This is a genomic window from Pseudomonas sp. GGS8 (assembly GCF_024168645.1).
GTDB lineage: Bacteria > Pseudomonadota > Gammaproteobacteria > Pseudomonadales > Pseudomonadaceae > Aquipseudomonas.
On record NZ_JALJWF010000001.1, the window covers coordinates 3,917,246 to 3,936,330 of the forward strand.

A 19,085-nucleotide genomic window follows, 5' to 3' on the forward strand; every position below is an offset into this window, starting at 1 on the left:
ATATGGAACTTGATCTCTGGACTCAGAGCCTCGTCACTGCAATGACTGCGTTGTGGACCAAAGTTGCAAACTTCATTCCGAACCTGTTTGGCGCACTGGTTGTGCTGCTGTTGGGTTTTGTCGTGGCCAAGCTGCTGGACACGCTGCTCTCTAAGTTGCTCGCCAAATTGGGCCTCGATCGCCTGATGGGCGGCACCGGGCTAACCAAATTGCTGTCCCGCGCCGGCCTTCAGGTGCCTATTTCGACGCTGATCGGCAAAATTGTCTACTGGTTCGTCCTGCTGATTTTTCTCGTTTCTGCCGCAGAATCCCTTGGCCTTGAGCGAGTTTCGGCTACGCTGGACATGTTGGCGCTGTATGTGCCGAAAGTATTCGGCGCGGCGCTGGTGCTGCTGGTAGGTGTCTTGCTGGCGCAACTGGCCAATGGGCTGGTGCGTGGCGCGGCAGAAGGCGTGGGGCTGGATTACGCCGCGGGCCTGGGGCGGATTGCTCAGGGCCTGGTGATCATCATCAGTATTTCGGTTGCGATCAGCCAGTTGGAGGTCAAGACAGACCTGCTTAACCACGTGATTGTGATCGTGTTGATTACCGTTGGTCTGGCGGTTGCGCTGGCCATGGGGTTGGGAAGCCGGGAAATTGCCGGTCAGATTCTTGCGGGAATCTATGTGCGTGAGTTGTATCAGGTTGGGCAACAAGTGCGTGTTGGCGAGGTCGAAGGTCAGATCGAAGAGATCGGCACGGTGAAAACTACGGTGCTGACCGACGAGGGTGAGCTAGTCTCTCTTTCGAATCGGATTCTCTTGGAGCAGCATGTGAGTAGCCGCTAACCCGGCAAATCCTGCTAATGTATGCCGCCGCAAAATGCCCTGAGGGGCTGCGGCGGACATTGACCTGACTGTCGGCCCGACTTGTTTTGAATAAAGCTCAATCGCTCTCCACGCGCTACGACCCCCGCGAGCTCTCTGATGAGGAGTTGGTCGCGCGCTCGCATACCGAGCTGTTTCACGTAACGCGCGCCTATGAAGAACTGATGCGGCGTTACCAGCGAACATTATTTAACGTTTGTGCACGATATCTGGGGAACGATCGTGATGCAGACGATGTCTGTCAGGAAGTGATGTTGAAGGTGCTGTACGGCCTGAAGAACTTCGAGGGGAAATCGAAGTTCAAGACGTGGCTCTACAGCATCACGTACAACGAGTGCATCACGCAGTATCGGAAGGAACGGCGTAAGCGTCGCTTGATGGACGCTTTGAGTCTGGACCCCCTCGAGGAAGCGTCTGAAGAAAAGGCGCCGAAACCCGAGGAGAAGGGCGGACTCGATCGCTGGCTAGTGTATGTGAACCCGATTGACCGTGAAATTCTGGTGCTACGATTTGTCGCAGAGCTGGAGTTTCAGGAGATCGCAGACATCATGCACATGGGTTTGAGTGCGACAAAAATGCGGTACAAACGCGCTCTTGACAAATTGCGTGAGAAATTTGCAGGCATTGCTGAAACTTAGTTCGGCGCAAATATCTCTTACGTGTAGGCAAGTTCTGATAGACTTGCCGCCGAGTTGTCCCCCGGTTTGCGGGACTGCTTCACAATCACCAGATGGGGATTTAACGGATGAAACTGAAAAACACCTTGGGCTTTGCCATTGGTTCTCTTATTGCCGCTACTTCGTTCGGCGCGCTGGCACAAGGCCAAGGCGCAGTTGAAATCGAAGGCTTCGCCAAGAAAGAACAGTACGACAGCGATCGTGACTTCAAAAACAACGGCAACCTGTTCGGCGCTTCCGTCGGCTACTTCATCACCGACGATGTTGAACTGCGTCTGGCCTACGACGAAGTGCACAACGTACGTGCAGATGATGGTCGCAACGTAAAGGGCGCTGATACCGCTCTGGACGCTCTGTACCACTTCAACAACCCAGGCGACATGATCCGTCCATACGTTTCTGCCGGTTTCTCGGACCAGAGCATTGGCCAGAACGGTTCGGGTCGTAACCGCTCCACCTTCGCCAACATTGGCGGCGGTGCCAAGCTGTACTTCACCGATAACTTCTACGCCCGTGCTGGCGTTGAAGCTCAGTACAACATCGACCAGGGCGACACCGAGTGGGCTCCAAGCGTCGGTATCGGTGTGAACTTCGGTGGCGGCTCCAAGCCTGCTGCTGCTCCAGTTCCAGCACCAGCTGAAGTTTGCTCCGACAGCGACAACGATGGCGTTTGCGACAACGTTGACAAGTGCCCTGACACCCCAGCCAACGTAACTGTTGACGCTGATGGCTGCCCAGCAGTTGCTGAAGTTGTTCGTGTTGAGCTGGACGTGAAATTCGACTTCAACAAGTCGGTAGTCAAGCCTAACAGCTACGGCGACATCAAGAACCTGGCTGACTTCATGAAGCAGTACCCATCCACCAATACTGTTGTTGAAGGTCACACTGACTCCGTCGGTCCTGACGCTTACAACCAGAAACTGTCCGAGCGTCGTGCAAACGCCGTTAAGCAAGTTCTGACCAACCAGTACGGTGTTTCGCCGTCCCGCGTTCAGTCTGTTGGCTACGGCGAATCCCGCCCAGTTGCTGACAACGCCACTGAAGCTGGTCGCGCTGTAAACCGTCGCGTAGAAGCGAAGGTTGAAGCTCCAGCTAAGTAATTAGCTCGCAGCTCAAGAAAAGCCCGGCTCAGGCCGGGCTTTTCTTTGTCTGCGATTTGGTGATGAGGGGGGGCAAGTAGGTTCAGGCTGATTGATCGGCCGTCATCGCGGGCAAGCCACGCTCCCACAGAGATGACGTTGCACAGGCTGCCACGGTTCCAATCACCAAAATGGCTGGGCTTTTCAATTCAAAGGCGCAGGCATCGTCTTCCATCGCGGTCAGGTTGCTCCGACATTCCCGTTGGTGCGGCAGCGAAGCGTTTTCGATCATCGCCACAGGGGTATTGGCTGCCATTCCGCCGGCCAGCAGTTGCTCACGGATTTCACTGAGTTTCGCCACGCCCATGTAGATCACCAGCGTGGTGCCGCCTTGAGCAAGGGCTTGCCAGTTCAGGCTGCTGTCATCCTGAGTGTGCGCCGTGACCAGTGTCACGCCCCGCGCGACGCCCCGGAGCGTCAGTGGGATATCGCATTGTGTCGCGCCGGCAAGGCCGGCGGTAATGCCATTGACCAGCTCAACCTCGACCCCTCGTTCACGCAACCACTGCGCCTCTTCACCGCCGCGCCCGAAAATGCACGGATCGCCACCCTTGAGCCGCACCACGCATTTACCGTGGCGGGTATAACGCAGCATCAGGCGATGAATGAAGGCTTGAGGCGTGGAGCGACAGCCGCCGCGCTTGCCCACAGGAATAATTCGCGCATTCGGGCAATGCTCCAGCACCGCGGGATTGACCAGATCGTCGATCAACACCACGTCCGCTTCGCGCAACGCTCGAACCGCCTTGAGGGTCAGCAATTCCGGATCGCCGGGACCCGCACCCACCAGCCAGACTTTAGCGCTCATAGTGTTTTCCTCACGAGGTGACGGCGACTGGCTGCGCAGTGGCGGCCAGCAAACGCTTGATTTCCGGGACGCAGGAGCCGCATTGCGTGCCGCAGCCCAATTCTTGTTTCAAACCCTGCAAATCCAGACCACGGCTGATGCCGGCGCAGACTGCGTTCTGGCTGACGTTCATGCAGTTGCACAGGGTTTTGGTGCCGGATGCCGGGGCGCCAGCGTTGCCTGGTGGCGCGCTCAACGGTGCCAGCAGCCAACGCCGCAGTTGTTCGTCGGCGCGACCTTCGAGCCACAGGCTTTGCAGCCAGTGCTGGGCGAGTGTTTCACCGGCCAGGCGAATCGCGGTGATCCGTCCATTCTCGATACGCACCCGTTTACCGATCGAACGCCGGGGGTCGTCGTAGGCCAATACCGGGCCGTCGTTGAGACCCAGGCATTGATCGATATCACGCAACAACTGTGGCTCTGGCGCGGTGGCGCTGGCGGCGCGTATCAGCAGCGCGGGGCGCTCACGGCCGGCCAGACTGAGGCTGGCGTAGGAAAACGCCTCGCAGAGTGGTCGCAGCGTCTCCAGGTGCTGTTGAACATCGCCTTCGATGAGGGCGAAAAGCTGCCAAGGCAATTGCACGGGCTCGAGTCGCACACCGCTGTGTTTGAGTTCCGGTTGTTTCGACAACGGATCGAAGGCGGGAAGGGTGAGGGTATTCACACCGCCCTTGAGAAAGCGGTCGCCCCAATGCATCGGCAGGAAAGCCTGGCCCGGACGTACGCTGTCGTCGCTGCTGACCGGCAGGATCACCGCGCCCCGGCGACTTTTCAGATTGATCAGGTCGCCAGGTTGCAGGCGGTGCCGACGCAGTTCATCCGGGTGTAGGCTCAACACGGCTTCGCTGACATGGCCGAACAGCTGCGCGGCGGTGCCGGTGCGGCTCATGCCGTGCCATTGATCGCGCAGGCGGCCGGTGATCAGGGTCAGCGGGAAGCGCGCATCGCGTTGTTCCTTGGCGGCGCGATACGGGTCGGTTACGAACTGTGCACGCCCGCTGGCGGTCGGGAAAACCCCGTCGAGGTACAATCGCGCGGTGCCTTCGCGGGCACCGGCGGGGAAGGGCCATTGCTGGGGGCCGAGTTGGTCGATCAACGCATGACTGATCCCGGACAGGTCGAGGTCGCGACCGCGAGTCAGTTGTTTGTATTCGTCGAAGACCTGTGCCGGGGTTTCAAAGGCAAACAGGCTAGGGGCTCCGGGACGCAGATGTTTCTCCAGGCGCTGTGCGAAATCCACGGTGATTGCCCAGTCGGGCCGTGCTTCACCGGGTGCGCCGATGGCTCGGCGGACGTGGGAAATGCGTCGTTCCGAGTTGGTAACCGTGCCGTCCTTTTCTCCCCAACTGGCGGCTGGCAGCAGCAGGTCAGCGAAGGCGGCGGTTTCGGTGGTGTGGAAGGCTTCCTGTAACACCACGAACGGGCAGGTTTGCAGTGCCTCGCGCACGGCGGTCTGGTCCGGAAGTGACTGGGCAGGGTTGGTGCAGGCGATCCACAGGGCTTTGATCTTGCCGCTGCGCATCTGCTCGAACAGTTCGATGGCTGTTAGTCCGGTGTTTTCGGGCAGTTGATCGACGCCCCAGTAGGCGGCCACTTGCGCGCGGTGTTCGGCATTGGCCGCTTCACGATGGCCTGGCAGCAGGTTCGACAAGCTGCCGGTTTCCCGACCGCCCATGGCATTAGGCTGACCGGTCAGCGAGAAAGGTCCTGCACCGGGCCGGCCGATTTGCCCGGTGGCCAGGTGCAGGTTGATCAGCGCGCTGTTCTTCGCGCTGCCGGCGGTGGACTGATTCAGCCCCATGCACCACAGCGACAGGAAGCTCGGTGACGTGCCGACCCATTCCGCGCATTGCTGCAGTTGCTCGACGCTGATGCCACAGAGTTGCGAAACCATTGTCGGGGTGTAATCGCGCACCAGGGTTTTCAGCTCGGCCAAACCTTCGGTGTGGGCCTTGATGAAGTCGCGGTCAATCCAGTCTTCCCACAACAGCAGGTGCAATATCCCATGGAACAAAGCGACATCGGTACCGGGCAGAATCGCCAGGTGCAGGTCAGCCAGATCACAGGTGTCGGTGCGCCGTGGGTCGATGACGATGACTTTCATCTGCGGACGGCGAGATTTGGCTTCTTCCAGGCGACGAAACAGAATTGGGTGGGCGTAAGCCATGTTGCTGCCGACGATCATCACGCAGTCGCTCAATTCCAGGTCTTCGTAGTTGCAGGGCGGAGCGTCGGCGCCGAGGCTGCGCTTGTAGCCGACCACCGCTGAAGACATGCACAGTCGTGAATTGCTGTCGATGTTGTTGGTGCCCACCAGCGCCCGCGCCAGTTTGTTGAAGGCGTAGTAGTCCTCGGTCAGCAATTGCCCGGAGATGTAGAACGCGACACTGTCCGGGCCGTGCTCGGCGATGGTTTCGGCGAAAACGCTGGCGGCGTGATCGAGGGCAGTGTCCCAGTCGGTGCGGCTGCGAGCCAGGCCTTTGCCCAGCCGTAGTTCCGGGTACAACGCCCGTGCTGTCAGATCGCCGGTCAGGTGCAGGGTCGAACCTTTACTGCACAGTTTGCCGAAGTTGGCCGGGTGCGCCGGATCGCCGCTGACGCCGAGAATGCGCTCGCCGTCGTGCTCGATCAGCACGCCGCAGCCAACCCCGCAGTAGCAGCAGGTGGAGGCGGTGATTTGGCGGTCCATCAGCTTGCTTCCCGCAGGGCCAGCAACACCCGGCCATTCTCGACCCGTGCCGAGTGATGGTGGGCGCAGCCGATATCGGGAGCCTGGGCCTCGCCGGTTTCCAGATCGATCTGCCAGTTGTGTAGCGGGCAGGCGACCCGTTTGCCGTAGATCAAGCCTTGGGACAGCGGCCCGCCCTTGTGCGGGCAGCGGTCGTCGAGGGCGAAAACCTCATCATCGCTCGTACGAAAAATCGCGATGTCGCCTTTCGGGCCGGCGATGATTCGCGAGCCGAGGGCATTGATCTCTTCCAGTGCGCAGATATCCAGCCAGTTCATACCGACACCTCCAGGTTCTTCACGGGAATGACCTCGAATTCTTTTTTCAGCAGTGGCTGTTCGAGGCGTTCCTTCCACGGGTCCTGTTCGAACGACAGGGAAAATTGCAGGCGTTCGTTGAGTGCCTTGCGCCGTACCGGGTCTTCCAGCACGGCTTTCTTGATGTGTTCCATGCCGACCCGCTGCAGGTAATGCACGGTGCGCTCGAGGTAGAAGGCTTCTTCACGGTACAGCTGCAGGAAAGCGCCGTTGTATTCGCGCACTTCTTCAGCGGTTTTCAGCTTGACGAAGAATTCTGCGACTTCGGTCTTGATCCCGCCGTTGCCACCGATATACATCTCCCAGCCGGAATCCACGCCGATAATTCCGACGTCCTTGATCCCCGCTTCCGAGCAGTTGCGTGGGCAACCGGATACGGCCAGTTTCACTTTGTGCGGCGACCACATGTTGAACAGGTCATGTTCGAGCTCAATGCCCAGTTGCGTGGAGTTCTGGGTGCCGAAGCGGCAGAACTCGCTGCCGACACAGGTTTTCACGGTGCGGATGGATTTGCCGTAGGCGTGGCCGGACGGCATGTCCAGGTCTTTCCAGACGCCCGGCAGGTCTTGCTTTTTGATCCCCAGCAAGTCGATGCGTTGGCCGCCGGTGACCTTGACCATTGGCACGTTGTACTTGTCGGCCACGTCGGCAATGCGTCGCAGCTCTGAAGGATTGGTCACACCGCCCCACATCCGCGGGACTACAGAGTAAGTGCCGTCTTTCTGAATGTTGGCGTGGGCACGTTCGTTGATCAGGCGCGATTGCGGGTCGTCCTTGGCCTCGCCGGGCCAGGTGGAAATCAGGTAGTAGTTGAGCGCCGGGCGGCAGGTGGCACAGCCGTTCGGGGTGCGCCAGTTCAGGTAGCTCATGGTGCCGGCGATGGTCAGCAGGTGCTGGTCGCGGATGGCCTGGCGGATTTGTCCGTGGTTGAGGTCGCTGCAACCGCAGATGGCTTTTTCGCTTTTCGGTTTGACGTCTGCCGCGCCGCCCACGGTGTTGATCAGGATCTGCTCGACGAGGCCGGCGCAGGAGCCGCAGGAGCTGGCGGCCTTGGTGTGTTTCTTCACGTCGTCGACGCTGAACAACCCATGTTCCTGAATGGCTTTGACGATGGTGCCTTTGCACACGCCGTTACAGCCGCAAACTTCGGCGGTGTCGGCCATGCTCATGGCTTTGTCCTGGCCTTGATGTCCTACATCGCCTAAAGCATTTTCGCCAAACATCAAATGATCGCGGATCTCGCCGATGGCATGGTTCTCACGGATCTGCCGGAAATACCAACCACCGTCTGCCGTATCGCCGTACAGACAGGCTCCCACCAGCACGTCATCCTTGATCACCAGTTTTTTGTAGACCCCGCCGATCGGGTCGGAGAGGGTGATGGTTTCGGTGCCTTCGCCGCCCATGAAGTCGCCGGCGGAGAACAGGTCGATGCCGGTGACTTTCAATTTGGTCGACGTCACCGAGCCCTTGTAGGTGGCGAAGCCCAGTTGGGCGAGGTGGTTGGCGCACACCTTGGCTTGTTCGAACAGCGGCGCGACCAGGCCGTAGGCGGTGCCGCGGTGGCTGGCGCATTCACCGATGGCGTACACCCGAGGGTCGTAGGTTTGCATCGTGTCGTTGACCAGAATCCCGCGGCTGCAAGGGATGCCGGATTTTTCCGCGAGTTCGGTGTTGGGGCGAATGCCGGCGGCCATCACCACCAGGTCGGCGGGGATGATGTCGCCGTTCTTGAACTGCACCGAACCGACCCGGCCATTGCCGGCGTCGTGCAGGGCCTGGGTCTGTTCACACAGGCGGAAATGCAGGCCGCGGGCTTCCAGGGCGGTTTGCAGGAGTTGGCCGCTGGTTTTGTCCAGTTGGCGCTCCAGCAGCCATTCGCCGATGTGCACCACGGTGACGTGCATGCCCCGCAGCATCAGGCCGTTGGCGGCTTCAAGGCCCAGCAGGCCGCCACCGATGACCACGGCGTGCTTGTGGGTCTTGGCGGTGTCGATCATCACCTGGGTGTCGGCAATGTCGCGGTAGCCGATCACGCCCTGCAAGGTATTGCCGGGGATCGGCAAGATGAACGGGGTCGAGCCGGTGGCAATCAGCAAGCGGTCGTATTCAGCCTCAGTGCCGTCTTCGGCGATGACCCGGCGTTTGACCCGGTCGATCTCCACCACTTTGCGGTTGAGCAGCAGCTTGATGTGGTTTTCCAGGTACCAGTCCAGATCGTTGAGCACGATCTCTTCGAACGTCTGTTCGCCGGCCAGTACGGGGGACAGCAGGATACGGTTGTAGTTGGTATGGGGTTCGGCGCCGAAGACCGTGATGTCGTACAGCTCATTACTCAGCTTGAGCAGTTCTTCCAGGGTACGAACCCCGGCCATGCCGTTGCCGATCATCACCAGCTTTAGTTTTTTCATCAGGTTCTCCGGGGAGCTCGGGCTTGCCTCATCAGGGCATTCAGGCCTTGCTCGACAAAATTTGCGCAAACAAAAAAGGCGTCCCGCTAGCTAACTAGCGAGGACGCCTTTGTCCTTGTCCCGTTCTCTCGGGCAGCGCAGCCTTCTACGTTGAAGGCCGGGCTTTATGTATGTTGGGAAAGGTAATGCAGTGGTTGTGCCAAGTCTCGCAAGGGCCGGATTTATGGGCTCTTGTCATGGAAGGAGGGTGTTTTCGTGCACCGGTTCAAGGCGTGATGCCCGGTTTTGAAGCAGAAAAATCAAAAGATCGCAGCCTTCGGCAGCTCCTGCAGGAGATCGTGGGCACCCGTGGGAGCTGTCGCAGGCTGCGATCTTTTGATCTTTATGGGGGGGGCAGTAAAAATCTCAGCCATGAAACAGCAAAAACAGCAGCGCCAGATTCGCCAGCAACGACACCAGCGCCAACGTTCGCCAGACTTTCAATGGCTCGCGCTCCAGCAACGGTCTGGGGCGCACGCTCAAACTGCGTCGTTCTCCCTGTTCCAGCAGCAACAACCATTCTTCGGCCGTTTCAAAGCGCTGATCCGGGGCTACCGCCACTGCGCGCTCCAGACTTTGTGCGATCCATTCCGGCAGGTCGGGCCGGTAGCGACTGGCGCTGACAGGCGCCCCAAACCGTGGACGCTGGAACGCTTCGATTTCGCCGTAGGGATAATGCCCGGTGAGCAGGTAATACAAGGTCACGCCGACGGCATACAGATCCTGTTGTGGCGTCGGTGAGTCGCCGCGAAAGGCTTCCGGCGCGATATAGCTGGGCGTTCCAGGCAGGGCAAAGGCTTGATCTTCAGACAGCCCGGGACAGTAGGCGAGGCCGAAATCCAGCAGGCGCAACTCGCCATCGTCACCCAGCAGCAGGTTCTCCGGTTTGATATCGCGATGCAGAATCTGCCGTCGATGCAGGATGCCGACGGCTCTCAGCAAGCGTTCGGCCAGGTCCTGCCATTGCGCCAGTGGCAGCGTTGTGACGCGCTCATGCAACTCAGCCAGGGTCGACCCGGAATATTCACGCATCACGTAGTACAAATGCTGACGCTGACTGGCGGCATGGACTTCAGGGAAATGCCGACCCGCTACACGCTTGAGAAACCATTCCTCCGACAACAATGCCTGCCCGGCCTGGTGATCGTCACGCAGTGCGCTGGGCAATGTTTTCAGCAGCCAGGGCTGTTGTTGTGCGTCGCGCACCCGGTAGAGCAGCGATTGCTGGCTCTGGCCGAGGGTCCCTTCGACCTGCCAGCCTTCGAAGGTCTGGCCCGGTTTCAGCGCAGGCGGGAGTGGCCATTGCTGCAGATGAATCAATGCATCGCCAATGCTGGTTTCACCTAGGGCATCGACCCGCACCAGCAGGGCGCTGGCATTGTCCTGACTACCGGCCAGGTGCGCGGCGCTGACCAAAGTCTGCGCGGCACTGTTGAGGTCAGGTTGGTCGCGCAGAATCGCTGCGATGGCGGTGTCGCCCAGCACGGCCCAGATGCCGTCGCTGAGCAGCACGAAACTCTCGTTCAGGCGCAGTTCGCCATCCAGAAAATCCAGCACCAGATGTTGATCCAGCCCCAAGGCCCGCTTGAGCACATGCTGCATACCCGGCTGGTCCCAGACGTGATCTTCGCTCACCCGTTGCAAGGTGTCGGCGTGCCAGCGGTATACCCGGCAATCGCCGACATGCGCCAGGGTGAAACGCCTGCCGCGCATCACCAAGGCACTGACCGTGGTCAGCAGCGGTTGCCCGCCGCCGTTGGCCTGCAACCAGCGGTTTTGCGCCAGTAGCAGACGATCCAGTGCCTGGGCGACACCCCAGGTTTCCGGGGTGGCGTAGTAGTCCAGTGCCAGGGCCTGCAAGGTTGAACGGGCCGCGAGACCGCCATCGGCACATTGGCTGACGCCGTCGGCGATGGCGAACAGGTAACCTTTGCTCGCCGCCAGTGCCGGCGCCGGAGTGACCAGGCGCAGGGCGTCCTGGTTTTCTTCACGAGGCCCGATGGCGCTGGCTTCGGCAAAACTCAGTTGCAGGCTCATTCAACCCTCACACGCGAGCCGCGGTAACGGCTGCCGAACCCCAAGTGGTTCTCCAGCGACGTTTCACCCCGTGCAGACCGAACCAGGCGAGTACGCCAAGGCTGGCGAACAACCACAAAGCCATTTGATAGCTGCCGGTGCTTTGCTTGATCGCGCCCATGCCTGCCGCCAGTGCGAAGCCACCGATACCGCCGGCCATGCCGATCAAACCGGTCATCACACCAATCTCCCGACGAAAACGCTGCGGCACTAACTGGAATACCGCACCGTTACCTGCACCTAAACCGAGCATAGTGCAGACGAAAAGCGCCAGGGCTGCGTAGGAACTCGGCAGATTGAAACCCACTGTCGCGATGCAGATCGCTGCCACGGTGTACATCGCCAACAGGGTGCGAATCCCGCCGAAGCGATCCGCCAGCGCGCCACCCAGCGGACGCATCAGGCTGCCGCCGAACACACACGCCGCGGTGTAGTAACCGGCGGTCACCGGGCTCAGGCCGTACTGGTCGTTGAAGTAGCCGGGCAGGGCGCTGGCCAGACCGATGAAGCCACCGAAGGTCACGCTGTAGAAAAACATGAACCACCAGCTGTCGCGGTCACCCAGGGCCTTGAGGTAGTCGGCCATGGACTTGGCTTTCGGCCGTTCAGGGGCATTTTTGGCCAGCCAGGCGAAGACGATCAGGGTCAGGATCAGCGGGATCAGGGCGAAGCCGAACACGTTGCTCCAGCCAAACATGGCGGCCAGCACCGGGGCGATCAGGGCGGCGAGCACGGTGCCCGAGTTACCGGCACCGGCGATGCCCATGGCTTTGCCTTGGTGCTGCGGCGGATACCATTGCGAGGCCAACGGCAGGGCGACGGCGAAGGACGCACCGGCCATGCCGAGGAACAGGCCCAGCAACAGCGCCTGCTCGTAACTGTGGATGCCGACTTTCCAGGCAACGAGCAGGGCGCTGATGACGATTATCTGGCCGATGATCCCGGCGGTTTTTGGCGACAGGCGATCAGCCAGCAGGCCCATCGCAAAGCGCAATACAGCGCCGGCCAGAATCGGCGTGGCCACCACCAGCCCGCGCTGTTGAGTGGTCAGGTGCAGGTCAGCGGCGATTTGCACCGCCAGAGGGCCGAGCAGGTACCAGACCATGAAGCTCAGATCAAAATAGAGGAAGGCTGCGAACAGTGTCGGGGTATGGCCGGATTTCCAGAAGCTTGAATTCATCGCGCACCTCAGCTGTCAGGCGTATCAAGAAGGAGTCATGAGCTTGCAGGTGGGGCGCCACTACGGCCGCACCACCAGCCCCGGTCTCTGGGGCCAAAACGGAAAAACGCCGCTACCTGATTCGCAAAAGGGGGCGAATGAGGTGAGCGACGTCTTTGTCGTAGGTGGGGCAACCGCCGTTGGTTACCTTGCGGTGATTTACTTAGCGAGATTTGTGCCAACAATCTGCTTTTGTGGCGAGGGGGCTTGTCGGACCGCCGCATCGCCCCGTTCGGCGGTGAAGCCGTCACAAGACCTTTGTGCGAGGTCTGTATGAAGGAAATTGAGGGGCCGCTTCGCTGCCCAACGGGGGCAAGCCCCCTCGCCACAATGATCGGATCAACCCAATAACTCACTCATGGCAATGATCTGCTCCGCCACCTGGATCAGCTTCTGCTGGCGGCTCATGGCCTGGCGGCGCATCAGGGTGTAGGCCTCTTCTTCGTTGCAGTCCTTCATCTTCATCAGCAGCCCCTTGGCCAGTTCGATGCGCTTGCGCTCGGCCAGTTGCTGGTCGCGGGCGTGCAGTTGCGCGCGCAGGGCCTGGTCGCTTTCAAAGCGAGCCATGGCCACGTCGAGAATCGGCTGCAAGCGTTGCGCGTGAATGCCTTCGACGATGTAGGCACTGACGCCGGACTTGATTGCCTGGCGCATTACGCCGGGGTCGTGCTCGTCGGTGAACATCACGATTGGCCGTGGTTGGTCGCGGGTCACCAGCACCACTTGCTCCATCACATCGCGGCTCGGTGACTCGGTATCGATCAGGATCACGTCCGGACGCACCGTTTCGACGCGCGCGGGCAGGTCAATAGTCAGGCCGGATTCGTCGATGACTTCGAACCCGGCTTCGGTCAGGGCCGCTTTCAGACGGCCGACTTTTTTCGCGGTGTCGTTGATCAGCAGGATACGCAACATATTCGCAGGCTCCTGTCAGCGGCTGGCGAGAAGGGGAGCGCTGTCGCTCATGGCGTGCAGCGTAAAGCTGCGGGCATAGCCGGCCGGGTCCGAACCGTTCCAGATCTTGCCGTCGATCAGTTGGCTGCTGCGCATTTCCTGACTCCGGGCGGGCACACCGACAGCGGTGGCGGCCTCACGGTATAAGTCTAGTTGCTGGACCTGACGGGCCACGCCGAGGTAATCCGGGTCGTCACGCAGCAAACCCCAGCGACGGAACTGGGTCATGAACCACATGCCGTCGGACAAATACGGCAGATTGACCTCGCCGCCACCGTGGAAACGCATCGCGTGCGGGTCTTGCCAGCGATTGCCCAAGCCGTCGGCATAGTCACCCAGCAAGCGCGGTTCGATGCAGTCGAGCGGGGCATCGAGGTATTCGGGAGCGCATAACAGTTGCGCGGTGCTGCGGCGATTTTCGTGGCTGGCTTCGATGAACCGGCTGGCTTCGAGGATTGCCATCACCAACGCCCGGGCGGTGTTGGGGTATTGCTCGACGAAGGCGCGGGTGCAGCCGAGGACTTTTTCCGGGTGATCGGGCCAGATCGTCTGGGTGGTGGCCATCGTGAACCCGAGATTTTGCTGCACCGCACTGGCAGCCCACGGTTCGCCGACGCAGAACCCGTCAATGCGCCCGGCTTGCAGGTGCGCGACCATTTGCGGCGGGGGGACGACCACGCTGTCGACATCCTGCAACGGGTGAATGCCCTGACTCGCCAGCCAGTAATACAACCACATGGCGTGGGTGCCCGTGGGAAATGTCTGGGCGAAGGTCAGTTTTGGGCGACTTTGGTGCACGTGGTGGTCCAGTGCTTCAGGACTGGTCACGTCCAGGGCCTGCAAGCCATGGGAGAGGTTGATGCTCTGGCCGTTCTGGTTCAGGCCCATGAGCACGGCCATGTCGGTGGAGGCTACGCCGCCGATGCCCAGGTGCACGGCGTAAATCAGGCAGTACAGGCTGTGGGCGGCATCGAGTTCGCCGCTGACCAGTTTGTCCCGCAGGTTGGCCCAGGATGACTGGCGCTTGAGGTTCAGGGTCAGGCCGTAAGGCTGGGCGAAGCCCTGAGTGGCGGCGACCACCACTGAGGCACAGTCACTCAGGGCCATGAAGCCGAGGTTGATTTCGGTTTTTTCCGGGGCATCGCTGCCGTTGACCCAGGCCAGTGGGCCGGCTGATGGTTCATTCATCGATTTGCACCTTCCAAAAAAAACGTCGTCCCATGGCCTCTGCGCGAGCAGAGCCGGTGACGACGCCATTGTCCTGCCACTCATCCCGTCGTTGGCATGAGTGCTGATGACCATGTTGGTGCAAGGCATATGCCATCGCTGGATGATTTTGTCGTGCGCCTCGCCTGTGGACTCGATGCGCGGCTATAATCGCCGCCTCTCATCGCCAACCGAGTCAAGCCTGCCCATGTACACCCTGGCCCGTCAGCTATTGTTCAAACTTTCCCCGGAAACCTCCCACGATTTGTCCCTGGACCTGATCGGCGCGGGCGGGCGTTTGGGCCTCAACGGCTTGCTGTGCAAGGCACCGGCAAAGATGCCGGTGACGGTCATGGGCCTGGAATTCCCGAACCCGGTGGGGCTGGCGGCCGGTCTGGACAAGAACGGTGCGGCGATCGATGGGTTTGCCCAACTGGGTTTTGGTTTCGTCGAAATCGGCACCGTCACTCCGCGTCCGCAACCGGGTAATCCGAAACCCCGGATTTTCCGCTTGCCGGAGGCCGAGGCGATCATCAACCGCATGGGTTTCAACAACCTTGGCGTCGATCACTTGCTCGCTCGCGTGGCGGCAGCCAAGTACAAGGGCGTGCTGGGGATCAACATCGGCAAGAATTTCGATACGCCGGTTGAGCGCGCGGTCGACGACTACCTGATCTGCCTGGACAAGGTTTACGCCCACGCCAGCTACGTGACCGTCAACGTCAGCTCGCCGAATACCCCGGGCCTGCGCAGCCTGCAATTCGGCGACTCGCTCAAGCAATTGCTCGCCGACCTGGCCACGCGCCGGGCGGAATTGGCCCTGCGCCACGGCAAACATGTGCCGCTGGCGATCAAGATCGCGCCCGACATGACTGACGAAGAAACTGTTCAAGTTGCCCAAGCGTTGATCGAAACCGGGATGGATGCGGTGATCGCCACCAACACCACCCTGAGCCGTGTCGGCGTCGAAGGCCTGGAGCATGGTGACGAGGCGGGCGGGTTGTCCGGCGCACCGGTACGCGACAAGAGCACCCACACCGTGAAGGTACTGGCGGCGGAGCTGGCCGGTCGCTTGCCGATCATCGCCGTGGGTGGCATCACCGAAGGCAAGCACGCGGCTGAGAAAATCACTGCGGGTGCGAGCCTGGTGCAGATTTATTCGGGCTTTATCTATAAAGGCCCGGCCCTGATTCGTGAATCGGTAGATGCCATCGCCGCGCTGCGCTGAAGCCTGATTTGGGCCTCATGGTGGGGGCTTTGTGGCGAGGGGGCTTGCCCCCGTTGGGCTGCGAAGCGGCCCCAAAACCAGGCAACGCGGTGAATCAAAGAGAACACGGACACAGGGTTTACGACTGCTTCGCAGCCGAACGGGGGCAAGCCCCCTCGCCACAATTGTTTCTTCGCTGAATTTGGAGCAGGCATAAAAAAGGGCTCCCCGAAGGAGCCCCTGGGCCGAAGCCCGCCGTCCGGATGGGACGTGCGTGGTTAAGTCGTTGCGTATTCAGATTGTCGTGTCGGAGTGTGTGCCCTGTATTAGCCGACGGCGTGAAGTTCGTTGAGTCTGTGGATTCCCGCAGTGCCGGTCATACCGTCCCAATTGTCGCCGCGTCCTTCTCGCCAGCCATTGATCCAGGCTTGGCGTACCGACGGTAGAGTAAAAGGGCAAAGCTCACGGGATTTACCACCAACGCCATATTGATATCCGCGCAAAAATGCTCTTTCCAACGGATCACGCTTAAGTCTTCTCATAGGGTGTTTCCCTCACTTGTTGACTGTATGTATCGCGTCGACCTCAATCGAGGTCAGGCAGAAAAATTCTGCCGTTGGTGGCTCGCTGCCGGCGTCGCGAGCCAAGGTGTTGACGCCGTTGCGACGTCAACCTGTGTTGAGTTCTAACCAATGCGTCACATCGAGGGAATGATCGTTTTGTCATAAGAACGTAACCATAAAGATGCTAAGGCCATAAGTAACACGATATTTGTCCCGTGTTGGTTGGCCAAAGCCCGGTATGATCGGCCCTGCGCTGGATGGTGGGGGTTGCGCCTTTAACGAGAATGACACCCGTTGCCCTTGGGGTTATTCGACGAAGGGTCGACTTATGACATTTTGTTGCATCAACTTTTTTATCTGCCCTGGCATCTAAGCTCTTTTAACCCGAGCAGTCAGGGTGGGACGGCACACCTTCGTGCCACGCGGGCGCTCTGTTAGAAAAGCGCCTGATTGAAAACCGGATCGGCAACGCGTTGCCGGTTCACTTAGCTAAAGGCTCTGGAATTACCATGTCCGATCGTTTCGAACTCTTCCTCACTTGCCCCAAAGGCCTTGAAGGTCTGCTCATCGAGGAAGCCGTCGGGCTTGGCCTTGAGGAGGCACGCGAGCACACCTCGGCTGTGCGCGGCATGGCCACCATGGAAACCGCTTATCGCCTGTGCCTGTGGTCGCGTCTGGCAAACCGGGTGCTGCTGGTGCTCAAGCGTTTCCCGATGAAGGACGCCGAAGACCTGTATCACGGCGTGCTCGACATCGAGTGGCAAGACCACATGCTCAACGACGGCACCCTGGCCGTCGAATTCAGCGGTCACGGCTCTGGCATCGATAACACGCACTTTGGCGCCTTGAAGGTCAAGGATGCCATCGTCGACAAACTGCGTACCCCGCAAGGCGACCGCCCATCCATCGACAAGCTCAACCCGGACCTGCGCATTCACCTGCGTCTGGACCGTGGCGAAGCGATCCTGTCCCTCGACCTGTCCGGGCACAGCCTGCACCAGCGCGGTTATCGCTTGCAGCAAGGCGCGGCGCCGCTGAAGGAAAACCTCGCGGCAGCGATTCTGATTCGTTCCGGCTGGCCGCGCATTGCCGCCGATGGCGGCGCGCTGGCTGACCCGATGTGCGGTGTCGGCACGTTCCTGGTGGAAGCCGCCATGATCGCCGCCGACATGGCGCCGAACCTGCGCCGCGAGCAGTGGGGCTTCACCGCCTGGCTCGGTCACGTGCCGGCGCTGTGGAAAAAACTCCACGAAGAAGCCACCGAACGCGCCGCAGCCGGCCTGGCCAAGCCGCCGCTGTGGATTCGCGGTTACGAAGCCGACCCACGCCTGATTCAACCGGGCCGCAACAACGTCGAACGTGCCGGCCTGAGTGATTGGATCAAGATTTATCAGGGCGAAGTGGCAACGTTCGAGCCGCGTCCGGACCAGAACCAGAAAGGTCTGGTGATCTGCAACCCTCCGTACGGCGAGCGTCTGGGTGACGAGGCGAGCCTGCTCTACCTCTACCAGAACCTCGGTGAACGTCTGCGTCAGGCGTGCTTGAACTGGGAAGCGGCGGTGTTCACCGGCGCTCCGGACCTGGGCAAGCGCATGGGCATCCGTAGCCACAAACAGTATTCGTTCTGGAACGGCGCGTTGCCGTGCAAATTGCTGCTGATCAAGGTCACGCCAGATCAGTTCGTCACCGGCGAGCGCCGTACCCCGGAACAGCGTCAGGCCGAGCGTGAACAGGCGGCCTACGATGAAGCACCGAGTGAGCCGCAAGAGCGCAAGTACAACAAGAACGGCAACCCGATCAAACCGGTTCCGGCACCCGCTCCGGTGATCGAGCAGCCGCGCCTGAGCGAAGGTGGGCAGATGTTTGCCAACCGTCTGCAAAAGAACGTCAAGGCGCTGAGCAAATGGGTCAAACGTGAAGGCATCGATTGCTACCGCGTCTACGATGCTGACATGCCGGAATATTCCATGGCCATCGACCTGTATCACGACTGGGTCCACGTTCAGGAATACGCCGCGCCGAAATCCATCGATCCGGAAAAAGCCTCGGCGCGGATGTTCGATGCCCTGGCGGCAATCCCGCAGGCATTGAACATCGACAAGAGCCGCGTGGTGGTCAAGCGTCGCGAGCGTCAGAGTGGCACCAAACAGTACGAGCGCCAGAGCACTCAGGGCAAGTTCAACGAGGTCAGCGAAGGCGGCGTGAAGCTGCTGGTGAACCTCACCGATTACCTCGACACCGGGTTGTTCCTCGACCACCGGCCGATGCGCATGCGGATTCAGAAAGAGGCCGCCGGCAAGCGCTTCCTCAACCTGTATTGCTACACCGCGACCGCCAGCGTGCATGCGGCCAAGGGCGGCGCGCGCAGCACCACCAGCGTCGACCTGTCGAAAACCTACCTGGACTGGGCGCGTCGCAACCTGTCGCTGAACGGTTTTTCCGACAAGAACCGCCTGGAACAGGGCGATGTGATGGCCTGGCTCGACGCCTGCCGTGACGAATACGACCTGATCTTCATCGATCCGCCGACCTTCTCCAACTCCAAGCGTATGGAAGGGATCTTCGACGTGCAGCGTGACCAGGTGCAATTGATCGACCTGGCCATGGCGCGACTGGCACCGGGCGGGGTGTTGTATTTCTCCAACAACTTCCGCAAGTTCCAGCTCGAGGAAAATCTCACCGAGCGTTATGCCGTTGAAGAAATCACGGCCCAGACCATCGATCCGGATTTCGCCCGTAATGGCAAGATCCACCGTGCCTGGAAGATCACTGCTCGCTGACACTTGAGACTGATTGGATCCACAGAGCCTTGATTTTTAAAGGCTCTTTGGTTCTT

At 60.3% G+C, this 19,085-nt stretch carries 14 protein-coding genes; 5 read left to right on the forward strand and 9 right to left on the reverse strand.

Annotated elements, in window-relative coordinates; translation table 11 throughout:
- Window positions 1-2: 2 nt before the first annotated feature.
- The 3 genes from J3D54_RS17815 to J3D54_RS17825 all read left to right on the forward strand — a co-directional run bounded on the left by J3D54_RS17815 (window position 3) and on the right by J3D54_RS17825 (window position 2,643).
- Window positions 3-827 carry a mechanosensitive ion channel domain-containing protein gene (locus J3D54_RS17815; RefSeq protein WP_007940637.1) on the forward strand — a complete coding sequence of 275 codons (825 nt, stop codon included), beginning with the start codon at window positions 3-5 and terminating at the stop codon, window positions 825-827.
- Between the two features lie 86 nt (window positions 828-913).
- Window positions 914-1,504: an RNA polymerase sigma factor SigX gene (gene sigX / locus J3D54_RS17820; protein ID WP_017337463.1), complete on the forward strand. Its 591-nt coding sequence runs from the start codon at window positions 914-916 to the stop codon at window positions 1,502-1,504.
- 107 nt (window positions 1,505-1,611) lie between these two features.
- On the forward strand, window positions 1,612-2,643 hold the full coding sequence (locus tag J3D54_RS17825; RefSeq protein ID WP_253420784.1) for an OmpA family protein: 1,032 nt from the start codon (window positions 1,612-1,614) through the stop codon (window positions 2,641-2,643).
- An 82-nt stretch (window positions 2,644-2,725) separates the two neighbouring features.
- On the opposite strand, the gene cobA is transcribed toward J3D54_RS17825, so the two are convergent.
- The 8 genes from cobA to J3D54_RS17865 form a co-directional block, all read right to left on the reverse strand.
- Window positions 2,726-3,490 (reverse strand): uroporphyrinogen-III C-methyltransferase, encoded by a 765-nt coding sequence (gene cobA, locus J3D54_RS17830; RefSeq protein ID WP_253420787.1) that lies wholly within the window; start codon window positions 3,488-3,490, stop codon window positions 2,726-2,728.
- A 10-nt stretch (window positions 3,491-3,500) separates the two neighbouring features.
- Window positions 3,501-6,218, reverse strand: a complete 2,718-nt coding sequence (locus tag J3D54_RS17835) for a nitrate reductase (protein WP_253420790.1) — start codon at window positions 6,216-6,218, stop codon at window positions 3,501-3,503.
- Window positions 6,218-6,535 (reverse strand): nitrite reductase small subunit NirD, encoded by a 318-nt coding sequence (gene nirD, locus J3D54_RS17840; RefSeq protein WP_008146292.1) that lies wholly within the window; start codon window positions 6,533-6,535, stop codon window positions 6,218-6,220. Before nirD ends, J3D54_RS17835 begins: the two co-directional genes overlap by 1 nt.
- The gene (nirB, locus tag J3D54_RS17845; protein ID WP_253420793.1) at window positions 6,532-8,985 is read right to left on the reverse strand and encodes a nitrite reductase large subunit NirB; all 2,454 of its coding nucleotides are present in this window, start codon (window positions 8,983-8,985) and stop codon (window positions 6,532-6,534) included. Before nirB ends, nirD begins: the two co-directional genes overlap by 4 nt.
- Before the next feature lie 405 nt (window positions 8,986-9,390).
- Window positions 9,391-11,061 (reverse strand): bifunctional protein-serine/threonine kinase/phosphatase, encoded by a 1,671-nt coding sequence (locus J3D54_RS17850; protein WP_253420795.1) that lies wholly within the window; start codon window positions 11,059-11,061, stop codon window positions 9,391-9,393.
- Between the two features lie 7 nt (window positions 11,062-11,068).
- A complete protein-coding gene (locus J3D54_RS17855) occupies window positions 11,069-12,280 on the reverse strand; it encodes a NarK/NasA family nitrate transporter (protein ID WP_253420798.1) in 1,212 nt (403 codons plus the stop codon).
- Window positions 12,281-12,658: 378 nt separating this feature from the next.
- Window positions 12,659-13,234, reverse strand: coding sequence for an ANTAR domain-containing response regulator (locus tag J3D54_RS17860; RefSeq protein WP_018925269.1), 576 nt, complete (start codon window positions 13,232-13,234; stop codon window positions 12,659-12,661).
- A gap of 15 nt (window positions 13,235-13,249) precedes the next feature.
- Window positions 13,250-14,461 carry a CmpA/NrtA family ABC transporter substrate-binding protein gene (locus J3D54_RS17865; protein ID WP_253420802.1) on the reverse strand — a complete coding sequence of 404 codons (1,212 nt, stop codon included), beginning with the start codon at window positions 14,459-14,461 and terminating at the stop codon, window positions 13,250-13,252.
- A gap of 226 nt (window positions 14,462-14,687) precedes the next feature.
- On the opposite strand from J3D54_RS17865, the gene J3D54_RS17870 reads away from it, so the two are divergent.
- A complete protein-coding gene (locus J3D54_RS17870) occupies window positions 14,688-15,707 on the forward strand; it encodes a quinone-dependent dihydroorotate dehydrogenase (protein ID WP_253420805.1) in 1,020 nt (339 codons plus the stop codon).
- A gap of 305 nt (window positions 15,708-16,012) precedes the next feature.
- Here the strand turns inward: J3D54_RS17870 and J3D54_RS17875 are convergent, their stop codons facing one another.
- Entirely contained in the window at window positions 16,013-16,228 is a 216-nt protein-coding gene (locus J3D54_RS17875; RefSeq protein WP_003223300.1) for a ribosome modulation factor, read from the reverse strand.
- A gap of 530 nt (window positions 16,229-16,758) precedes the next feature.
- Between J3D54_RS17875 and rlmKL the strand changes: the two genes are divergently transcribed.
- Window positions 16,759-19,029, forward strand: a complete 2,271-nt coding sequence (rlmKL, locus tag J3D54_RS17880; RefSeq protein WP_253420809.1) for a bifunctional 23S rRNA (guanine(2069)-N(7))-methyltransferase RlmK/23S rRNA (guanine(2445)-N(2))-methyltransferase RlmL — start codon at window positions 16,759-16,761, stop codon at window positions 19,027-19,029.
- Window positions 19,030-19,085: the final 56 nt, after the last annotated feature.